General features: G+C 38.8%; 14 protein-coding genes. 5 read left to right on the forward strand and 9 right to left on the reverse strand.

The window, feature by feature from the left end; translation table 11 throughout:
• Positions 1–238: 238 nt before the first annotated feature.
• From ACQRBH_RS08650 to ACQRBH_RS08670, 5 genes are all read left to right on the forward strand, one after another.
• The gene (locus ACQRBH_RS08650) at positions 239–775 is read left to right on the forward strand and encodes a DUF5697 family protein (protein WP_347375436.1); all 537 of its coding nucleotides are present in this window, start codon (positions 239–241) and stop codon (positions 773–775) included.
• Positions 772–1443 (forward strand): DUF6100 family protein, encoded by a 672-nt coding sequence (locus ACQRBH_RS08655; RefSeq protein WP_427761378.1) that lies wholly within the window; start codon positions 772–774, stop codon positions 1441–1443. The genes ACQRBH_RS08650 and ACQRBH_RS08655 overlap by 4 nt, the downstream gene beginning before the upstream one ends.
• Positions 1444–1582: 139 nt before the next feature.
• Positions 1583–2689: a hypothetical protein gene (locus ACQRBH_RS08660; protein WP_427761379.1), complete on the forward strand. Its 1107-nt coding sequence runs from the start codon at positions 1583–1585 to the stop codon at positions 2687–2689.
• Positions 2679–4646 (forward strand): VirD4-like conjugal transfer protein, CD1115 family, encoded by a 1968-nt coding sequence (locus ACQRBH_RS08665; RefSeq protein ID WP_427761380.1) that lies wholly within the window; start codon positions 2679–2681, stop codon positions 4644–4646. The genes ACQRBH_RS08660 and ACQRBH_RS08665 overlap by 11 nt, the downstream gene beginning before the upstream one ends.
• Before the next feature lie 17 nt (positions 4647–4663).
• Positions 4664–5590 (forward strand): S1 RNA-binding domain-containing protein, encoded by a 927-nt coding sequence (locus tag ACQRBH_RS08670; protein WP_235251025.1) that lies wholly within the window; start codon positions 4664–4666, stop codon positions 5588–5590.
• Between the two features lie 59 nt (positions 5591–5649).
• Here ACQRBH_RS08670 and ACQRBH_RS08675 read toward each other — a convergent pair whose 3' ends face one another.
• The 9 genes from ACQRBH_RS08675 to ACQRBH_RS08715 all read right to left on the reverse strand — a co-directional run bounded on the left by ACQRBH_RS08675 (position 5650) and on the right by ACQRBH_RS08715 (position 17595).
• Complete coding sequence (locus tag ACQRBH_RS08675) at positions 5650–8565, reverse strand: SIR2 family protein (protein ID WP_427761381.1); 2916 nt, start codon at positions 8563–8565, stop codon at positions 5650–5652.
• Positions 8566–8933: 368 nt separating this feature from the next.
• Complete coding sequence (locus ACQRBH_RS08680; protein WP_427761382.1) at positions 8934–11795, reverse strand: FtsX-like permease family protein; 2862 nt, start codon at positions 11793–11795, stop codon at positions 8934–8936.
• On the reverse strand, positions 11785–12519 hold the full coding sequence (locus ACQRBH_RS08685) for an ABC transporter ATP-binding protein (RefSeq protein ID WP_235250880.1): 735 nt from the start codon (positions 12517–12519) through the stop codon (positions 11785–11787). The genes ACQRBH_RS08680 and ACQRBH_RS08685 overlap by 11 nt, the downstream gene beginning before the upstream one ends.
• 75 nt (positions 12520–12594) lie before the next feature.
• Positions 12595–13512 (reverse strand): HAMP domain-containing sensor histidine kinase, encoded by a 918-nt coding sequence (locus ACQRBH_RS08690; RefSeq protein ID WP_347375431.1) that lies wholly within the window; start codon positions 13510–13512, stop codon positions 12595–12597.
• Position 13513: 1 nt separating this feature from the next.
• Positions 13514–14179, reverse strand: coding sequence for a response regulator transcription factor (locus tag ACQRBH_RS08695; protein ID WP_235250878.1), 666 nt, complete (start codon positions 14177–14179; stop codon positions 13514–13516).
• Between the two features lie 120 nt (positions 14180–14299).
• Positions 14300–15226, reverse strand: coding sequence for a DNA ligase (locus ACQRBH_RS08700; protein WP_235250876.1), 927 nt, complete (start codon positions 15224–15226; stop codon positions 14300–14302).
• On the reverse strand, positions 15226–16026 hold the full coding sequence (locus tag ACQRBH_RS08705) for a Ku protein (RefSeq protein ID WP_347375430.1): 801 nt from the start codon (positions 16024–16026) through the stop codon (positions 15226–15228). Before ACQRBH_RS08705 ends, ACQRBH_RS08700 begins: the two co-directional genes overlap by 1 nt.
• A 49-nt stretch (positions 16027–16075) precedes the next feature.
• On the reverse strand, positions 16076–16870 hold the full coding sequence (locus ACQRBH_RS08710; RefSeq protein ID WP_347375429.1) for a hypothetical protein: 795 nt from the start codon (positions 16868–16870) through the stop codon (positions 16076–16078).
• Complete coding sequence (locus tag ACQRBH_RS08715; protein WP_235250091.1) at positions 16867–17595, reverse strand: hypothetical protein; 729 nt, start codon at positions 17593–17595, stop codon at positions 16867–16869. Before ACQRBH_RS08715 ends, ACQRBH_RS08710 begins: the two co-directional genes overlap by 4 nt.
• Between the last annotated feature and the right edge of the window lie 42 nt (positions 17596–17637).

The following is a 17637-nucleotide window of genomic DNA, read 5'->3' on the forward strand; positions in this document are numbered from 1 at the left end:
CAATATCCCTGTCACATAATTGGCACACTTCTGCGATTGTAACGCAAATTTACCCATGCTAAAATGAGTATTGCTTATAGTTTTCTTATTCATCAGCACCCTGACCGGTGCTTTTTTTGTACCCAAAACCGTACTGACAGCAAGCCACTATCTGTACGTACACCATACGCACAGAATCCTATACGCAGGCTGTACGTATAGATATACGTACAATTACAAATACGAAGGGAGACCATATATGAAAACACGAGAACAGATATATAAAGGCGAAGGGGCAGCCCTTCTTCGGATTCTCACTACATATCACGCTTTGCATTATGAACAGGTGCTGCAGCTTTTTGATAAAAACAGGAATTCTATCAAATCTCTCATCACCAGTTTGACCAAACAGGGGCGGATTTACCATGATAAAGAACAGCATTTACTATGTGACACTGAAGAGTCTGCTAATTCACCAGATATGGGAACTATTGCTGCCTTCTGGGTTCTTCTGGATTTTAAAAAGGCACTCATCTACCATACCAGCGGTGATTTTCCCGTTAAATTACATTTCTTTTCCCATGACGAAACCTATGAAATCATTTATGTTGCTAATGGGCAGGAAGCGTTGATGAACCATGTATTTGAAAGTATTCCTCCAAGGGAAGCATTACGAATCATCATCATTGAATCGGAAAAACAAGCGGGAAAACTTACGATTGATGGTGTGGTTGCCTACTGCATGGTCACTCCTGACGGCTCTGTCAGCTACTACCAAAAGAAAGAGGTTTCATGAACACAAATACAAGAATCATATTTCAGAGATTACAGGGTGTGGAAAGCGAGATAGAAAAGCTCAGAAACACCCTTTTTGCTTTGAAAACTACAGACATTGAAAAATATGGTGCAAATTATGAAGCACTAAGCACCGATGCTGCCTTACGATCAGAACGTATCACCTGCCAGCTCAGGAATCTGGTCTATATCACTGATTTCTCTGGCAAGAACAGTTATCTAGAACTTGCTGCAGATGCACAGGGAATCACCATTTCACAGGAACAGGAGATTTTGTCTATTACCCTTCCAGGACTTCTCCCCAAAAGAAAAGTCCGCACTAATATGGCATTTCTTCATGAGCCCTTGAATTATGCTCTGCAGGAATATGTAAAAAGCCACGACTTGGCTCTGTATAAAGACTGTGTGGTCTGCTTCAGCCAGATTTATGATCGTACTCTTTCCAGCCAAAGAGTACGTGACTATGACAATCTGGAATTCAAGCAGATTCTGGATACGATAGCAACTTACGTTTTACTGGACGATACCGGATTGTACTGTGATTCCTATCATACAACAAAATTTGGTAATGCAGATTCAACAGTTGTCTACATCATGGAGAAGTCTGCCTTTCCGGATTGGGTGAAATCACATAAAGAACTATTGGAAACCATATCGGAAATTTCCTGATTTTCTTACCCTTATTTCCGACATAGGTAAAAAGAGGATTGAAGCATTATATTTCCATGCTTTTTCTACCAACTGACAAAAGCCATTTTACCCAAGTACAGGCTAACATCGGTAAAAAATGAATTGAGGTGATACTTATTTGCTAAGACCAGACACTCAGAAATTCAGGCTGCTGGAACTTATCGGAATCTGTGGGGAATTTCCTGCGGATCAACTGAATCGTCTTTTTACAAGTCCTTCTTATGCTGAAAAAATCATCACCGAACTGAAGGCTGAAAAGCTCATCCGTACTCACTATAAGGATAAACTCAGAGGATACCGACTGACCAAACGTTCCAAGGAACTGCTCCTCGCCTACTATCCTGACCGCTTCCACTGCTATCTAAGTGGAAATACTGAGACTAATGTTATCCGAAGCGAACCGTCACGCCGCATCCGTCTTCATCAGAAGGCACAAACATACCTGACGTTGCTCCATGCCGGAATCCCATTTTATCCGGATGTAAAACCACATATTTTTTCTGAGGAACGCGAAGCTGCTTCCATCCATATGCGAAGCCTTCCTTTATTTTATTCTTCCAGAGAGATTAAAGAACTTGGGGCGGCAACAACAAAAATCAAAAATTCGCGGAGTATGGGAATCCTGATGGCACCCCATTGCATCTACGTCATCTACAATACCGGAAGTGGAGTCCTCAAGTGGGAGTATAAAACTGAAGTGCGCCTCAATGCTTTCCTGCAACATTATCTGCAGGGATATCCTTACTCCGGACATCCGAAAATTCGTGCAATTATGCTTGGTGACAATATGGAAACTGCTTTCAAACTGCTGACCAGCACTGGTGGCTACAAGCGAAGCCTCTTTATGCTGGACACATCGTTTGAACATTTCCATTATCTTCCCAACGATCTTCAGGGGGAAACATTGATGCAGCTATTAGCATACCCGGCAATGACAAAACAGCTTAACGAATTATTACTATCGGATATGAACGCTCGTCAGGAAGAAATACCACTGGAGCATGATGCAGTAACCAAAGATGGAAACCCTGCACTTCTTGCTTATGATTTTGACATGCAGCGAATCAATCGATTCAATACCGGACTGAATGTTTACGGCCTAAACGGAAACCTGATCTGTTTTGATTTCCAGATACCAGTTCTCAAAGAATACCTCACAGCAGACATTCAATTCTCCAGTATTGACCTTAACAAATTCAGAAGGGGGTTTTTACATGAACCGTAAATGGTGGAAGCTCATCTATCTGCTTCCAATCTGCCTCTGCACACTCTATGCTGGCGGCTATGTGGCACAATTTATTTATAACTACCAAACCTGGAGTGCTGCCGGAAACTTTGCTGGCAATGGTACTTACCCACAGGCAGCATCCCTACATCCAAACGCCTGCCTTATGGCATTGACACGATTTCCATATAACCTGTATGGGATTTTTTTATGCCTACTTGCCTTTGGTCTTCTAACCTTCTTAGTGATGCGGATGGGATATGACAGAAATGGCGAAATTTTCGATAAGGAGCGAAATCTAAACTACTCTACCAAGGGTACCTATGGAACTTCCGGATTCATGACTCCGGATGAGATGCACAAAGTCCTGGAACTAACTGATCATGTGAAGAAAAATAAGGGAACAATTCTTGGCAAGCTAAATGGAAAAGCGGTTTGCCTTCCTTATGAAACACGCATGAACCGAAATGTTGCAGTTTATGGTGCCAGTGGTTCCATGAAATCCAGGGCTTATGCAAGAAATATGATTTTTCAATGCGTTTCCCGTGGAGAAAGCCTGATCATAACCGATCCTAAATCAGAATTATATGAAAGTATGGCAAGATATCTGGAGAATGAAGGATATACCGTGCGGTGTTTCAATCTGGTCAATCCAGAAAACTCAGATGCCTGGAATTGTCTGATGGAAATAGACGGTCAGGAAACTATGGCCCAGGTATTTTCGGATGTCATCATTCAAAATACCGGTTCTGCCAAAGGAGATCATTTCTGGGACAATGCGGAATTAAACCTTTTAAAAGCCCTGGTTCTTTACGTGGAACAGGGATTCCCTCCAGAGTCCAAGAATATCGGTCAGGTTTATAAATTACTGACGTTGAGTTCCGAAAAGGAACTAAATAGTCTTTTTGACCTGTTACCCGTATCCCATCCGGCAAAAGTCCCTTACTGCATCTATAAGCAGGCAAGTGATACGGTAAGATCCGGCGTGATCATCGGTCTGGGTGCCAGGCTGCAGGTTTTTCAAAATAAACTGATCCGACAGATCACATCTTATGATGAGATCGACCTGACACTTCCGGGAAAAGAAAAATGTGCATATTTCTGCATCACTTCCGATCAGGACAGTGCCTTTGACTTCCTGTCATCCCTGTTCATGACTTTCGTATTCATCAAACTGGTACGATTTGCAGATAAGCATGGTAAAAATGGGCGTTTGCCGGTCCCAGTTCATATCCTGGCAGACGAGCTTGCCAATACAGGTGCCATTCTGGAACTGAACAAAAAGATCAGCGTCTGCCGATCAAGGGGACTAAGCATTTCCTGTATCTTTCAGAACCTGCCCCAGATGCAGAACCGTTATCCATATAACCAGTGGCAGGAAATCATCGGGAATTGTGATACCCAATTATTTTTAGGGTGTACAGATGAGGTCACTGCAGAATTCATCAGTGCCAGATCCGGAGATGTAACGGTAGGGGTTAGTTCTGAAGCCAAACAGCTCAATACTTGGCGGGTATCCGACTATTCTCCAGAATACAGAAAAACCCAATCCATTGGAAAACGCAAACTTTTAACTCCGGATGAAATTCTCCGTCTTCCACTGGATACCGCTTTGGTCATTCTACGCGGGCAAAAAGTTTTGAAAGTAGAAAAATATGATTATACCCTTCATCCAGATGCCAAAAAGCTTGTCACAAAGAAAGCATCGGAACATATTCCAAAATGGCGAGAAAATGGACAGACAAAAGAATATGACTACCTCCCAAAGCCACAAGCAAAATCCCAGAAACGGCGTACATATACACCATCAAAAAAGACAAAAGAACCGGTCCTCCCAATTCAGGACCCCGTCTATCAGGAACCAGATTATGATGACCTTCCAAAAGATTTGTTAAAAGATGACTGGAAAAATTCGTCTGAAATGGTTCCTTTAGATAAAAATTCCATCATGTCATAAACGAAAGGAGAACATTTATGTCAAACGAAATGATTACCAACACTACTGTATTAACTCTTGATTCCGATACCGTATTGGAAACTGCCCAGTCAAAGGCGGATCTGATCTGGCATGAAATCCAGAACGCATACCGTACCAGGAAGATCCTGACTGGTATGCTCGGCGGAATTGAAAAAACGGAAACCGGCAGTCTAATCGCAATTATTTACTACAAAGATTTCCGGACTGTCATTCCAGTCACAGAAATGATGATCAATCTGGTACAGGATGATGCCCATGATTATGGGGAACTGTCCCTACGCCAGAATAAGATTCTCAACAATATGCTCGGCTGTGAGATTGATTTTATTGTAAAAGGACTGGATGCAAAGACGCGCAGCATTGTAGCAAGCCGTAAAGAAGCCATGCTGAAGAAACGACAGATTTTCTATCTGGAGAAAGATGCAAACGGCACCCCAAAGGTACACGAAGACCGTGTCGTGCAAGCAAGAGTCGTTGCAGTCGCTGAAAAAGTGGTACGTGCTGAAATATTTGGAGTGGAAACATCCATCTTGGCCCGTGACCTTTCTTTCGACTGGCTCGGCGACGCCAGGGAACGCTTTCATGTCGGTGACCATATCCTGGTACGTATACTGGAAGTAAATACAGAAGATCCGGAACATGTCACCGTCCGGGCAGATGTAAAAAGTGTGGAAGGCAATACCAGTAAGGAAAACATGAAGAAATGTAAAGTCCAAGGGAAATATGCCGGCACTGTAGAAGACATTCACAAAGGTACCGTATTTGTCCGGCTCTCTATTGGAGTCAACGCCATTGCCCACTCCTGCTATGACAGTCGTACCGTTGGAAAGAAGGACAACGTCTCTTTTGTCGTAACTCATATAGATGAAGAACGGAATGTGGCAGTAGGAATCATTACCCGGATTATTAAACAGAATCTTTAAATAAAGCAGGGAGTCGGCACTTGGTCCGCTCCCTGTCAAAATTAATTGGGTTCTTCATTTTATGCAAAACCTCTTAGCTCATCATCATTCAATAACAAACCATATACTATTTTTTGCTGATCCCTTGTTTCTACACCCATGTCAAAAAGATTTTTCAAATTCTCTGAAAGCAACTCATCTTTATGAGATATAAAATAATCTTTATATAATGGGGAGTAAATAAGATTTTGCCACATATAATTGCTAGTATCTATGTGTGAATAATCATAATCATTAGGATTTAGCATAAACTGTAAATACTCCGAATAATGTTCATACGGTTTCAATAAAGTCAAATCAACATTAAAACCAATTAGTTTTAAAATAATACATTCTTCAATAGACGTCGTAAGCCAATCAGGATAAGTACGCATTCCCGGCTTTTCTTTACGCCTTTTATCCTCATTTTTTATAGTATCAATAAATCTATTGATTACTGTATCACTATAAGGAAGTATTTTTTCTATAAGCAAATCAAAGAGAAATTCAGTACGAATTAACTCAAGATTGCTATTTAAAAAACCTTTATATTTCTCTATCGGTAAAATATGTCGAAATAAAACAATTCTTCTTATTTTTTTGCTTTTATCTTCTATTAATTCAATATTTGTAATAAGACGATTTTTTGTTTCATCTTTAGCATATAAAGAAAGATTCTTTATCACTCTTGAAAGCATCGTGCTATGTCTTTCTTCGATTACCGGATAAACCTCTTCCAAAAGTATAGTATCAAGTAAATTCCCTTTTATCTCATTTGCATATTCAACCTTCATAGTATTCACAAGATAATTTAAGCCTTCAAACAAATCTGAGGCTATTCCTGGACTGTCCTTTACTACTTCTGTGAACATATTTGTAAATATATTCATAAGCACTTTCTTACTATTGTTATCCAGTTCTACCAAACATACAATAATATGAAAATTATACAGATACTCTATCCATTTTCTATGTTTAAATCTTACAAAACTGGCACACAAATTTTTATACTTTTGAATAATATCAATTTCATTTTCAATTTCTAAAAACTGGACTGAATACTTCTCTAGTAGTGCTTTTAATGATTTTGGTGTTATATATTTTATGAACATATCAAAATCAATTTCGTTAATCGGATAATGCCTACGGTCTGTTGGAATAAACACAGTATCTGGTTCAACAGCAGCAATTGGAGAATATGAACACATTATTGCTTTTAAATAATAAATTAAATAATTTTTAGGTTCTGCAAAATAGTCGAATGGCAAGAAATTCTTTTTAAAGAAAAAATAATAATCGTAAGCATATGCCTGGATATCCCATATATATGTATAACTATGTCCAGAATACCAAGTATTACTGTTATACTTATATCTTTCTTCTTGTTTTTCGACTAATTCACTCATTTTTAACATATTTTTTGCAGATGACTCAAAAAGCTTTTTTAGATAATTTATTGCACTATGGTATTTTATAGGAACAGTATTAAATAGTTGTTCCAATTCCTTAGTTTTGGAATCTTGTCTATTAAATAGTGTTATTGTGGCCACACGAACACGCATTTTATGAAGGAGGATTGCAATATAATCATCTGATGCAATGGTAAAAGCCTCCATCTCAATGATTTTTTCAAGTTCAGCATCACAATTGCCCACCAAATGATAATAGTATATTTTTTCATCTGTGTCTGAACATGCTTGTACTTGTTTTAATAGTTCTACGTAATCATTATTAAGATATAACTGAAAATTGGTATCCTCTTCTGTTATTAAAGGAATACTTTGGCTTAAGTCATCTTCAAACAAGTGGATTGCAGTTACTCCAGCTCTTTGGAACGTATCTATTATTCCCTGTACATTATTAACAATAAGCGCAGCAATTTGCTCATACCATTCCTTATCATAAAATACTAGTTCCGTACTCATAAAAGTAGTATGACCTAAAGGTTGAACTTGAATTAAATCTTCAAAAGAAACCTTTCTATATGATTCTAGCACATGGTACTTTTCAATCAATATCTCAGATAGTGGGATATATTGTTGAAATATTTTCGAATCCGTTATACATCTTAGAAACGAAAAGAGCTTTTGGCCTGTTGGATTTGTAAGTGATACAGGTATAGACACTTTTTCCATTAAATTATCTGGCAATGAAGACAAATCAACCACAAAAATACTTTTATCTTCAAGTCGCACTCTCTCATATTCAGATGGTGCTTCTGAACTTACCAAGAAATTAGAAGGTCTTTCAGCCACACCATAAAATTTTCTAAAATAATTAATCCAACCAATAATTAAATTCAAATTATAATCGTTTAAAGAATACCCTAAAAACACAAATGTATGATTAACAAGAAGCGAACGTATAAAAGTACTGATCAATGTGTGTTTCTGCTCATAGTCAAGGTAATCACTTTCTTTCAAAACTATTGAGTTTGGTACCTTTAAATCTCCATGCATTTTTATAATATAACGCTCATTTGATTTTGACAGCAAATCGCTATCCTGAGATACAACAGTATAAAGCTGTGCATTCAAATTCGCAGAATCTTCTAAAAGTGAATCATAATTTGTTGTTATAATATGATGAGGTAAAAGATTAAAAATTTCATCATCTATTGAGTTTGACATCTTGCCAGAGCTCAGCGTATTTTGAATCAAATTATAATACTCGGTATTATTATCTGATGTGTCTTTCTGATAATAATATTCCGGAATCCGAAGGAACTCATCCTGCGTAAATGCATAACGTTCTTCACAATCCGTTTCTGGACAAATTTCTTTTCTTTTTTTGCAAAAATCACATCTATCATAACCAATTTTGTCTGCAATTATTTTTATCAATTCCCACCAAGTGGGAACATTTGAGTTTTTAGAAACTCCTGCTCCCACAAAAACAATTAGCTGATTGTTTTCTTGTGCTTTCTTTATTGTTTTAATTGATTCTATCCAATCCATTATCTGTTTCTCCAAAACTATTAAATTATTTATCTTACCTACATATTATTCATCTGAAAAATTCAACCCGCTCAATTGAATTTTTATTTCAAGTATATCATTTTTCTGCTTATGTTATCAAACAATCACTCTCCTTTTTTCCCTTCTTCCAGTTGTATTCTTCCGATTAGGAATAAAACCCTAATATCTTGAAATCTACAAGACTTAAACCGACTCATTGGTCCATATTTGTTGCGGCTTTGACCTACTTAGATAACCGACATAATAAGAAATAGCATCCACGATAACCCTAGGAAAGTTTGATGGATGCTATGCCTTAACATAGAAATAAATTAAATTTTACTGAGTGCATCAGATCTTGCATCTGATTACCTTTCTGAGTTCATTATACACTGGGGTCTTGGAGTTTTCAAATCCCTTTTAATATATAACATCTTTGGTATCATCGCGCAGATTCCAATCAGGCATCCTATCCCTACAATTAACCACCCCACTGGATAGGTGAAGACAAAATACGAAAGCTTATCTTCCATATAAAAACGAATCAAGTACAAAATCCCGTTTCCCACAGTCAACATCAAAGCCACAACGGCTAAACAATAATACAATCCTTCCACTGTCAATAACTTTCGTTTCTGCCTTTTGGTCATCCCTATACTTTCCAAAATTTCCAGTTCTTTTTTTCTCGATATAATCTCCGTAACCATAACATTAAAATAATTCGCCACTCCCGCAAATAACAACACGACACTTATACTTCCAAGGATTAAACGATTCCCCCGAATATAATTTGCTGCTTCTGCAAGCAAATCTGACTTACTGATACAAAAGATTCCTGCCTCCCCGGTCTCACCATCCACTTTGTTGCCGGTCATCTCCTCACGCTTACGATTCTCTTGAGATAAAATATTCTGAATCTCAGTTTTAATCTGCGGTTCCTTCTTTTGATCCACATTAAGTTCCATATAAAGGGTCTTTTTCTCCGTAGGCAGCTTCGCAAATCCTTTTTCACTGATAAGATAATAAATCAGTCCTTCTGAACCGTGCCAGGTCTGGCGTATATTCGGAAAACCTTCTGCTCGATTATCCAGATAGCCACATAGCGTATACGTTTCTGACTGAATTTCAGAAAACATTTCTGTTGTCTCCATAGCGTCCCATTCCTCTGAACTCAACTGATTCCATAAAATCCATGCTTCTTTTGACAACATCTTAGTAAAAAAAATCGGTTCTCCTATACTTTCCTTTGCCAATTCCTCCTGCTTGGGCGATAATTGATGGTCATGAAGAATCATCACTCCAGTACCATTCTTCAGGTCTTCCATATCTATCGATAAATGATTGTCCTGTACATACTGACTCAGACTGGTGATTTCTTCCTCACTCAATATCTGAATTACATCCGCATCCACTCCTTCAACCATCGAATAATCATAACTGTAGCCGACTCCTTCTTTCACCTGTTCCTCAACATTAAAATAATTACTTACCAATGGACGAATTCCTTTTTGAGAAATAGTAGAAATCATATAGGCTCCTTCCATAACATATGACTTTTCTTCATCCACTCCTTCAAGGCTTAATAATTGCTCCCTGACATCCGAAGAAATAGGTGAAAACTCATCATATGCATTTCCATATAACAGACAGAAATTATCGCCTTCTGTCTCCATCGGATCTTCCCCTAAATCTCTCGACTTATATTCATTTCCATATCCTTCCTCTTGCCCCCAATCACTGAATTCCCCAGCGATCAGAAAATCCGGTCGCTTCTCTATCACATGAACATAATCACTGCCTCTTGAGATAACAACAACTCCTAAGCAAGCTTCCATACCTAAAAACAAAGAAAATATTGTCAATAAGAAACGAATCCTGTATCTGGTCACATTCTGCCATGCCATATACCATAATTCTCCATTTACAGTTCTATTTCTTTTTTTGCATCTTATCAGGGTCTGTTCTTTTCCGAATCCTCCCCACTTTTTCTTCCTACTTGTCCTATTCTTGATCAGCCCGGTATAATGTATACTTCCCATGCAGGACAAATTTACCAAATGATGTATGACGCCTGCCGCTGCTCCCATCGTAAGTGTTATCGTAAATACCACTGCAGCCACCAGAAATTCTGACCGGAATACCCTGAACTCTTTTGCACCTCCAAACCCACTTAAATACTGATTTCCCAATATTTTCGGTATCACGATCACCAGAATGAATACCGATGCAAATGCTCCCACTAGTACCCCTGGAATCATAATTCTCCGTATCTGCCCAAAATATATTTTCCGTATTTGTTTTCTTGTCGTCCCAATCGTGTTCAACAGACCCATTTGGCGAATATCCTCTGTCATAGAAATCTGCATCACATTATAAACAAGGAAAAACATACCACTCAGTATCACCAGCGCACCAAGAGCCGCCATGCCATAACTCCCTGTCAGACGATTTACCGCATCATAGGTATAAGTGTTGGATACAGTAATTTTCAGTTCAGATGTCTTTCCTGCCACATCTTGATATAGCCGTTCCTCTGTCTCCCTCCAGTCCATATTGTCAGACTGGCAAATCAATAAATCTGCTTTTTCCTGAATACTATATCCCCAATCTTTCAGTTTCGCTTCTGAAATATAACCAATGGCCGAACCAGATGTGTCATCCACATAATCAGAATACCATCCACTAAGGCAGAATTCTTCCTGCTCTGTTCGAAACAGTCCGATTGTTACTGTAAGACGAACCTTCATTCCTTTCTCTGGATCATCGATTCCCATGCTTTTTAATGCTCTTACCGAAAGCATAATCTCCTGCTTTTCCTTCGGATACTGTCCGTAAATATCTGTGTAAGCAGGTTGCATCATCTTCTCCCAGGCCACATCATCCAACACCTGGATTCTGCAGACAGGCTGCTCTTCAAAAGCTGCAGTACCTACGGACACACAACGCCCCACCTGTTTCACATAGCTAAGAGAACACACCTTCTCATACTGAGACTCATCGGCATCTTCGATACAGGCAGATGCTGTCGTTCCCGCCGCCCTTACTGCTTTCATATATTCTGCCTGCACCTTACCAAAAGATATTCCAAATACCATCGTCAACGTAATAATGCATAAAACAATTGCTCCCATGAGAATCCGGTTTCTGCCCTTATTAAATCTGCCAAACTCTTTGGAAAGCATTCGAATCACCTGTCTGTTATTGTTCGGAGTAAAGCCATTACCTGTCATAACTTACCTCCTGCTCACAGACTGCATTACTTTTATCCATGATACTTTCGTTTTGACTACCCTTACAGATTCTTCCATCTTCTATCCTGATTATACGATCTGCCATCTGTGCTACTTCTTCCTGATGTGTCACAATAATCACAGTTTGATGAAATTTTTCTGCACAGATTTTTAGAAGTCCCATTACTTCCATGCTGGTAACAGAATCCAAACTGCCGGTGGGTTCATCTGCCAGCAGGATAGCAGGCTTTGCCAAAAGTGCTCTGGCAATTGCCACCCTCTGCTGCTGACCGCCTGATAACGTCTGTGGTAATCGGTCTAATTGCTCACGTATTCCCAAAAGTGCAGTCACCTCATCCAGCAGCTCCTGATCTATCTCTGCTCCGTCCAGCCGCAGCGGAAGTATAATATTCTCACATACACTAAGAACTTGAACTAAGTTATACTGTTGGAAAATGAAACCGATATTCCGTCTGCGAAATACAGTTCTCTCTTCATCCTCCATGTCTTTCAGGCTGTTTCCCCGAATCCATACCCCGCCTTCTGTCGGTATGTCCAGTCCCCCAAGCAGATTCAAAAGAGTTGTCTTTCCGCTTCCCGATGTTCCGATAATTGCTAGAAATTCTCCCTCCTTCACAGAAAGACTTACTCCGTCTAATGCATGAACTTCATATGTATCAGTAATATAATATTTTTTCAGGCCAACGGCTTTCACAATTTCCATAAACACGTATCTCCTATCTTGTATTTGGCAATTCTCCCCACACTGCCAAGTATACCGGACAAATCTAACAAACTTCTAACAAATAGGCGGAAGATTCATTTCCATCATTAATCCCGGTTGCATTCTTTTTACCACCAAAAACCCTCCATGTCTATTCACGATTTCCCTTGTCAGATATAAGCCAATCCCAAATCCCTCCTGGACTGTGACACGTTTTCCGCGATAGAATCTCTTAAAAATATGATTTTCCTCTCCCGATTCAATACCGATTCCATAATCTCTTACCTGAATCTTTAAAAACATCTCATTCTCCGATATCGAAACTTCAACCTTACCTCCTATTTCACTATACTTCACTGCATTATCCAAAATATTATAAATTGCCTCCCCCAACCAATTAGCATCATGCTTACAAACCGCTGTCTTAGGAAATGTAATCTCAAATTGAATCTCCTTCGCTTCTGCCCAGCTTTGTATCTGTCCAAGAGAGTTTCGGATTGTTTTCAGAATATCCTCTTCCTTTTTCTTAATCTGAATGATGTGATGCTCCAATCGGGACATCTTGATAAAACTCTCTACAAGGAAATATAATTTTGCTTCACTATTTTCAATCGCTGACAAATATCTTAAAGATTCTTCATCCGTCAGATTCTCACTCATAAATCCAATATATGTTTCTATATTCGCTAGAGGTGTACGCATCTGATGGGCAATCTCCGAAATCAACTTCTGAATTTCATCACGGCTTTTCTCCGCCGCATCTCTTCTTCCCTGCATTGACTCCTGCATTCTCACTAACTGATGCTCAATCTTTGCATACAAAGTTTCTTCTCCTGAAGCTGCTGCTTTGATCTCCTGCCCTTTCAAAATATCTTCTGTTAATTTTGTAATCTTCCTTAATTCTTCTTCTCTTTGTCTCCTCTGCATACAATACATAACGGTAATTCCAAGCAGAATCCCTGCAAAAACCGCTATTATGACTTGAAAACACATACTATTTATCTCCTATTCGGTACCCAAGCCCAAACACATTTTTTATATATGTCGGCATTTTTGCATCGGGTTCTATCTTTTTTCTCAGCCGGTTAATGGTAACACTGACTGCATTATCTACCACAAACTGCCCATCCAGTCCCCAAATCTGCTCCAGAATATTTTCTTTTGTCAATACCTGCCCCTGGTTCAGCATCAGATACTCCAACAACTGATACTCTTTTACCGTCAGCGTAATCTCTTGTTCATTTATAAAGACTTGTTTTCCTAAAAGGTCCAGGGTAATCTCCCCACATGACAGAATCTGATTTTTACTATTTCGCTTCAGCACCGCTTCGATTCTCTTCAATAACACTTTCATAGAAAAGGGCTTTACTACATAATCGTCTGCGCCTTCGTCAAATGCGGCTAACATATCCCTTTCCTCGTCCCGGGCTGTTAGAAAGATAACTGGGATTTTCCATTTTTTTCTAAGCTTCTGATATAAACTAATTCCATCTTCTTCCGGAAGTCCGATGTCCATCAGAAGAAGAGACACACCATCTCCAAACAGAGTAAGAGCTTCTTTCCCATTAAATACACATATGGTATGATAACCTGCATTCTGCAAGGCAGTATCCAACGCCTGATTCAATAATATATCATCTTCAATAATTCCTATTGTCATGTTGTTTCTCCTACGTTTTTCACTCATTATACCATAAATCCAGGCGTCAAAAAAAATTTTTAAATTATACTCCTCACGAAAAGAACACCAAATCTTGTCCTATGAGGAGCTTTTGTAACTTCAATTTTCAATCTGTACTTCCTCTGGAAACACGTCATCCCGAAATCCTTTGAATACCGGCTGTCTCAGAGAATTCATAGTATTCGGCATATACTCTACAACACAGACTCTATTGGTTTTTACCCAAATTGCCGCTTCATTGCCCGTTGGCAACATCCGGAATGGATTGATTCCTGTTATCTCCAGCATTGAAACCACATCTTTCGTAACTCCAGCGGTCACATGGCCTTTATATATCAGTATATCTCCCCGATATTTAGCTAGAATCAGGCTAAATGTGTGCTGCGCTTTTTGAATATACCCGGTTACTACAAATTCCTCATCCGCCATCCTTTTAAACTTGATCCAGTCTTTTGTCCTTTTCCCCATAAGATAGAGACTATCCTTCTTCTTTGCGACCACACCTTCCAGGAGTTTTTGTTCCGCTGCCTGATACAATGCCCGGCCATTGGTTTCCACAAAACGCGATACTGCAATTCTGGGAGATTCTGTAATCAAATCCTGCAGCACTTCCTTGCGCTCCATCAATGGATTCCATATTAGTTCCTTCCCATCATGATAAATACAGTCAAAAGTCACAAAAGAAGCTGGATATCTGGAAGCCTCCAACTCTATTTTAAACCGATCCGTTAATAGAGTGCGTTTCTGCAGGCGGTAAAAATCTGGCATCCCATTTACTAATACTACGATTTCCCCATCCTGAATACTGGTTCTTTTGATATTTTTGTAAATGGACATCAATTCCGGAAACCGTGAATTCACCTGCATATTCCGTTTATTCCTCAAATCCACCATACCGTCCTTCGCATAGCAGAGACACCGGAATCCATCCATCTTCAGTTCATAAATCCACTCTGGATCGTCAAATGCTTCCCTTTGCTGTGCGATCAACATCGGTTGTGCAGACCGGCTTTCAAATAAATCCATTAAGCTGTCCCCGTCAGCCGCTTCTGACTTTCTTTATCCGAATGCTTCGACAATTCCAGACTTTTCTGCAGTGCTTCCATCAGATCAATCACATTAGATGGACCAGTCGTATCAACTGCCACAATCTCCTGTCCCTGGATTTTCTTCATAATTGCTTCTCTAAGGCGAGCCTGATATTCATCCTGATATTCTTCTGCCACAAACGGTTTGGTCATATTTTCAATCAACATTTTCGCCATGTTCAGTTCATTTTCATCCAACTTCATCTTAGGAATCGTTTTCGGTATTGCAGCAATCTCATCATAATAGAATAACGTTTTCACAATAATTCCATCCTTAGTCGGATATAATACCAGAAGCTTTTCATTCGTTCCAATCACTGTTTTCGCAATGGCTACTTTTTTCTGGGAAAGTAATGACTGACGAAGCAGCTCATAGGCTTTTTCCGCCCCGGTATCTGGGACTGCGTAGTAATCCTTTTCATAGTAAATCATATTGACCTCAGACATCTTAGCGAACTGAAGAATATGGATTGTCTTATCCTTTTTGGTCTTAATCTTCTCTAGGTCTTCATCCGTCATGACTACATATTTATCTTTCTCATACTCATAACCTTTGATAATATCAGTTGGCGTCACTTCTTTCCCACAATGGGAACAATACTTTTTATATTTAATCCGAGCCTTACTTTCCTTATCAAGCTGATTGAAATGGATATCATTATCCACCGTAGCCTTATACATTCCTATCGGAATCAAAACAAGACCCATTGAAATACTGCCTTTATGCGCAACTGCCATCTTCTCACCTCAAAATCTTTTTGAGTTAGTATCTGCTTTCAGGCAGTTTCTATGCAAATTTAACTTTTTTGCAAATGATAATTCGTTCTTTCACTTTATTTGCAAGTGATATTTTATTTGTAAGCTCACTTGCCATAAAACACTCTGCTATAAATTCATCTATGTTTTCAAATCCATCTTTATATTTCTCAAACAGTTTCAATATTTCTGAATCCTCAGAAACATCATATGTACTTGCTATTGCATGTCCCAATTCATGAATTACTATTCGCTTTAAAAACATTGACTCTTCTAACATTCTAATTAATACTACATCAAAGTAATCTGAGCTGAACTTCTTGGTATAAATCTCGTGTTTTTCCAATAAATCAATATCATGCTGCATTTGGACCCTATTCATTTCAGGCACAGGCAGCCCCACCGTTTTCGCACGCTTTTTTAGCTTTTGATAATCATCAACTAAATTATTGAATCTATCAGCACATTCCTCTACTTTTTGGATCGTTATACTATCTTCTAATTTCATATCGTGTATTCTTATGTGATTGAATCCTATAAGTTTATCCTCATCACAATACTGAGCAATTTCGTTTCTATCTTTGTATAATTCTCCCTGGTCATTATGAGTGTAATTATATTCACTAAACGTTTCTTCATAATCCCATGAAAAATAATCACAAATTTTACTTATACCAACTGCAGGATATTCTTTTAAATACTTTTCTGTAAGCTTCCTTATAAATTCAACTTGTTCACTATTCATACCTAAATTATTATAAAAGCAAAATTGAATTTTCGTTTCATGTATATCATCTACTAATGTATCTTTATACCATGTTATCATTCCAAAATCCTCTTTTTCCCATTCTCTTCCAAAACCGGAGCATAAACTGCCGTAACCTTCAGTTCCTCTTCCTTGCTGTCATCAATCTCCACATAATAATCTCCCACATAATATGAACTATAATTGCCCTGCAGAGAATACAGCTCCAGCGTATTAAAATCCACAAGGCACAAATCTCTTGGTTCCCACGATTCATCCTCTGGTCCGTAAGTCTCCATCACTTCCATCAATTTATCCAGGCAGTCCTGGCAAAGATGTTTCCGGATAAATTTCATATCCAGTGTACTATTCTCACCGTAACTTACGGTTACCTTTGAAATTCCCCTATCAGAATTCGGGCTTGCATGAAAAAAGCATCCTCCCTCTCCGGTTCCAGTATATGTCGTATTAATGTGTCCTTGTGGGCCTGTCAAATTACCTGCATCATCATGATTCCGTATCTTCATATCCAATACATACCATTTATTCACACAGATGATCCCAAGATCGTCATATTTACGAAACAGCCCCATCAGACTGCGGTTATCATTCCCACACAAGTAACAATGATCCAGATCCTTAAGTTTACTCTTTACTGGTTTCGGTGTCTTTCGATCCCACGGCACATATTCTTCCTGGAGCTCAGTCTCACTGCTTTGCCTATGACCTTCTACTTCTTTTCCAATTCCAATGCCTGCCATCAGACTTACTACGCATACTGTGATAATTATTCCAATTTTCTTCATACTGCCTCCACGCTTTAGAATTAGTCAATTAACTCTATCAGC

The sequence above is a fragment of the Bariatricus sp. SGI.161 genome (assembly GCF_050313695.1).
GTDB lineage: Bacteria > Bacillota > Clostridia > Lachnospirales > Lachnospiraceae > JAFBIX01.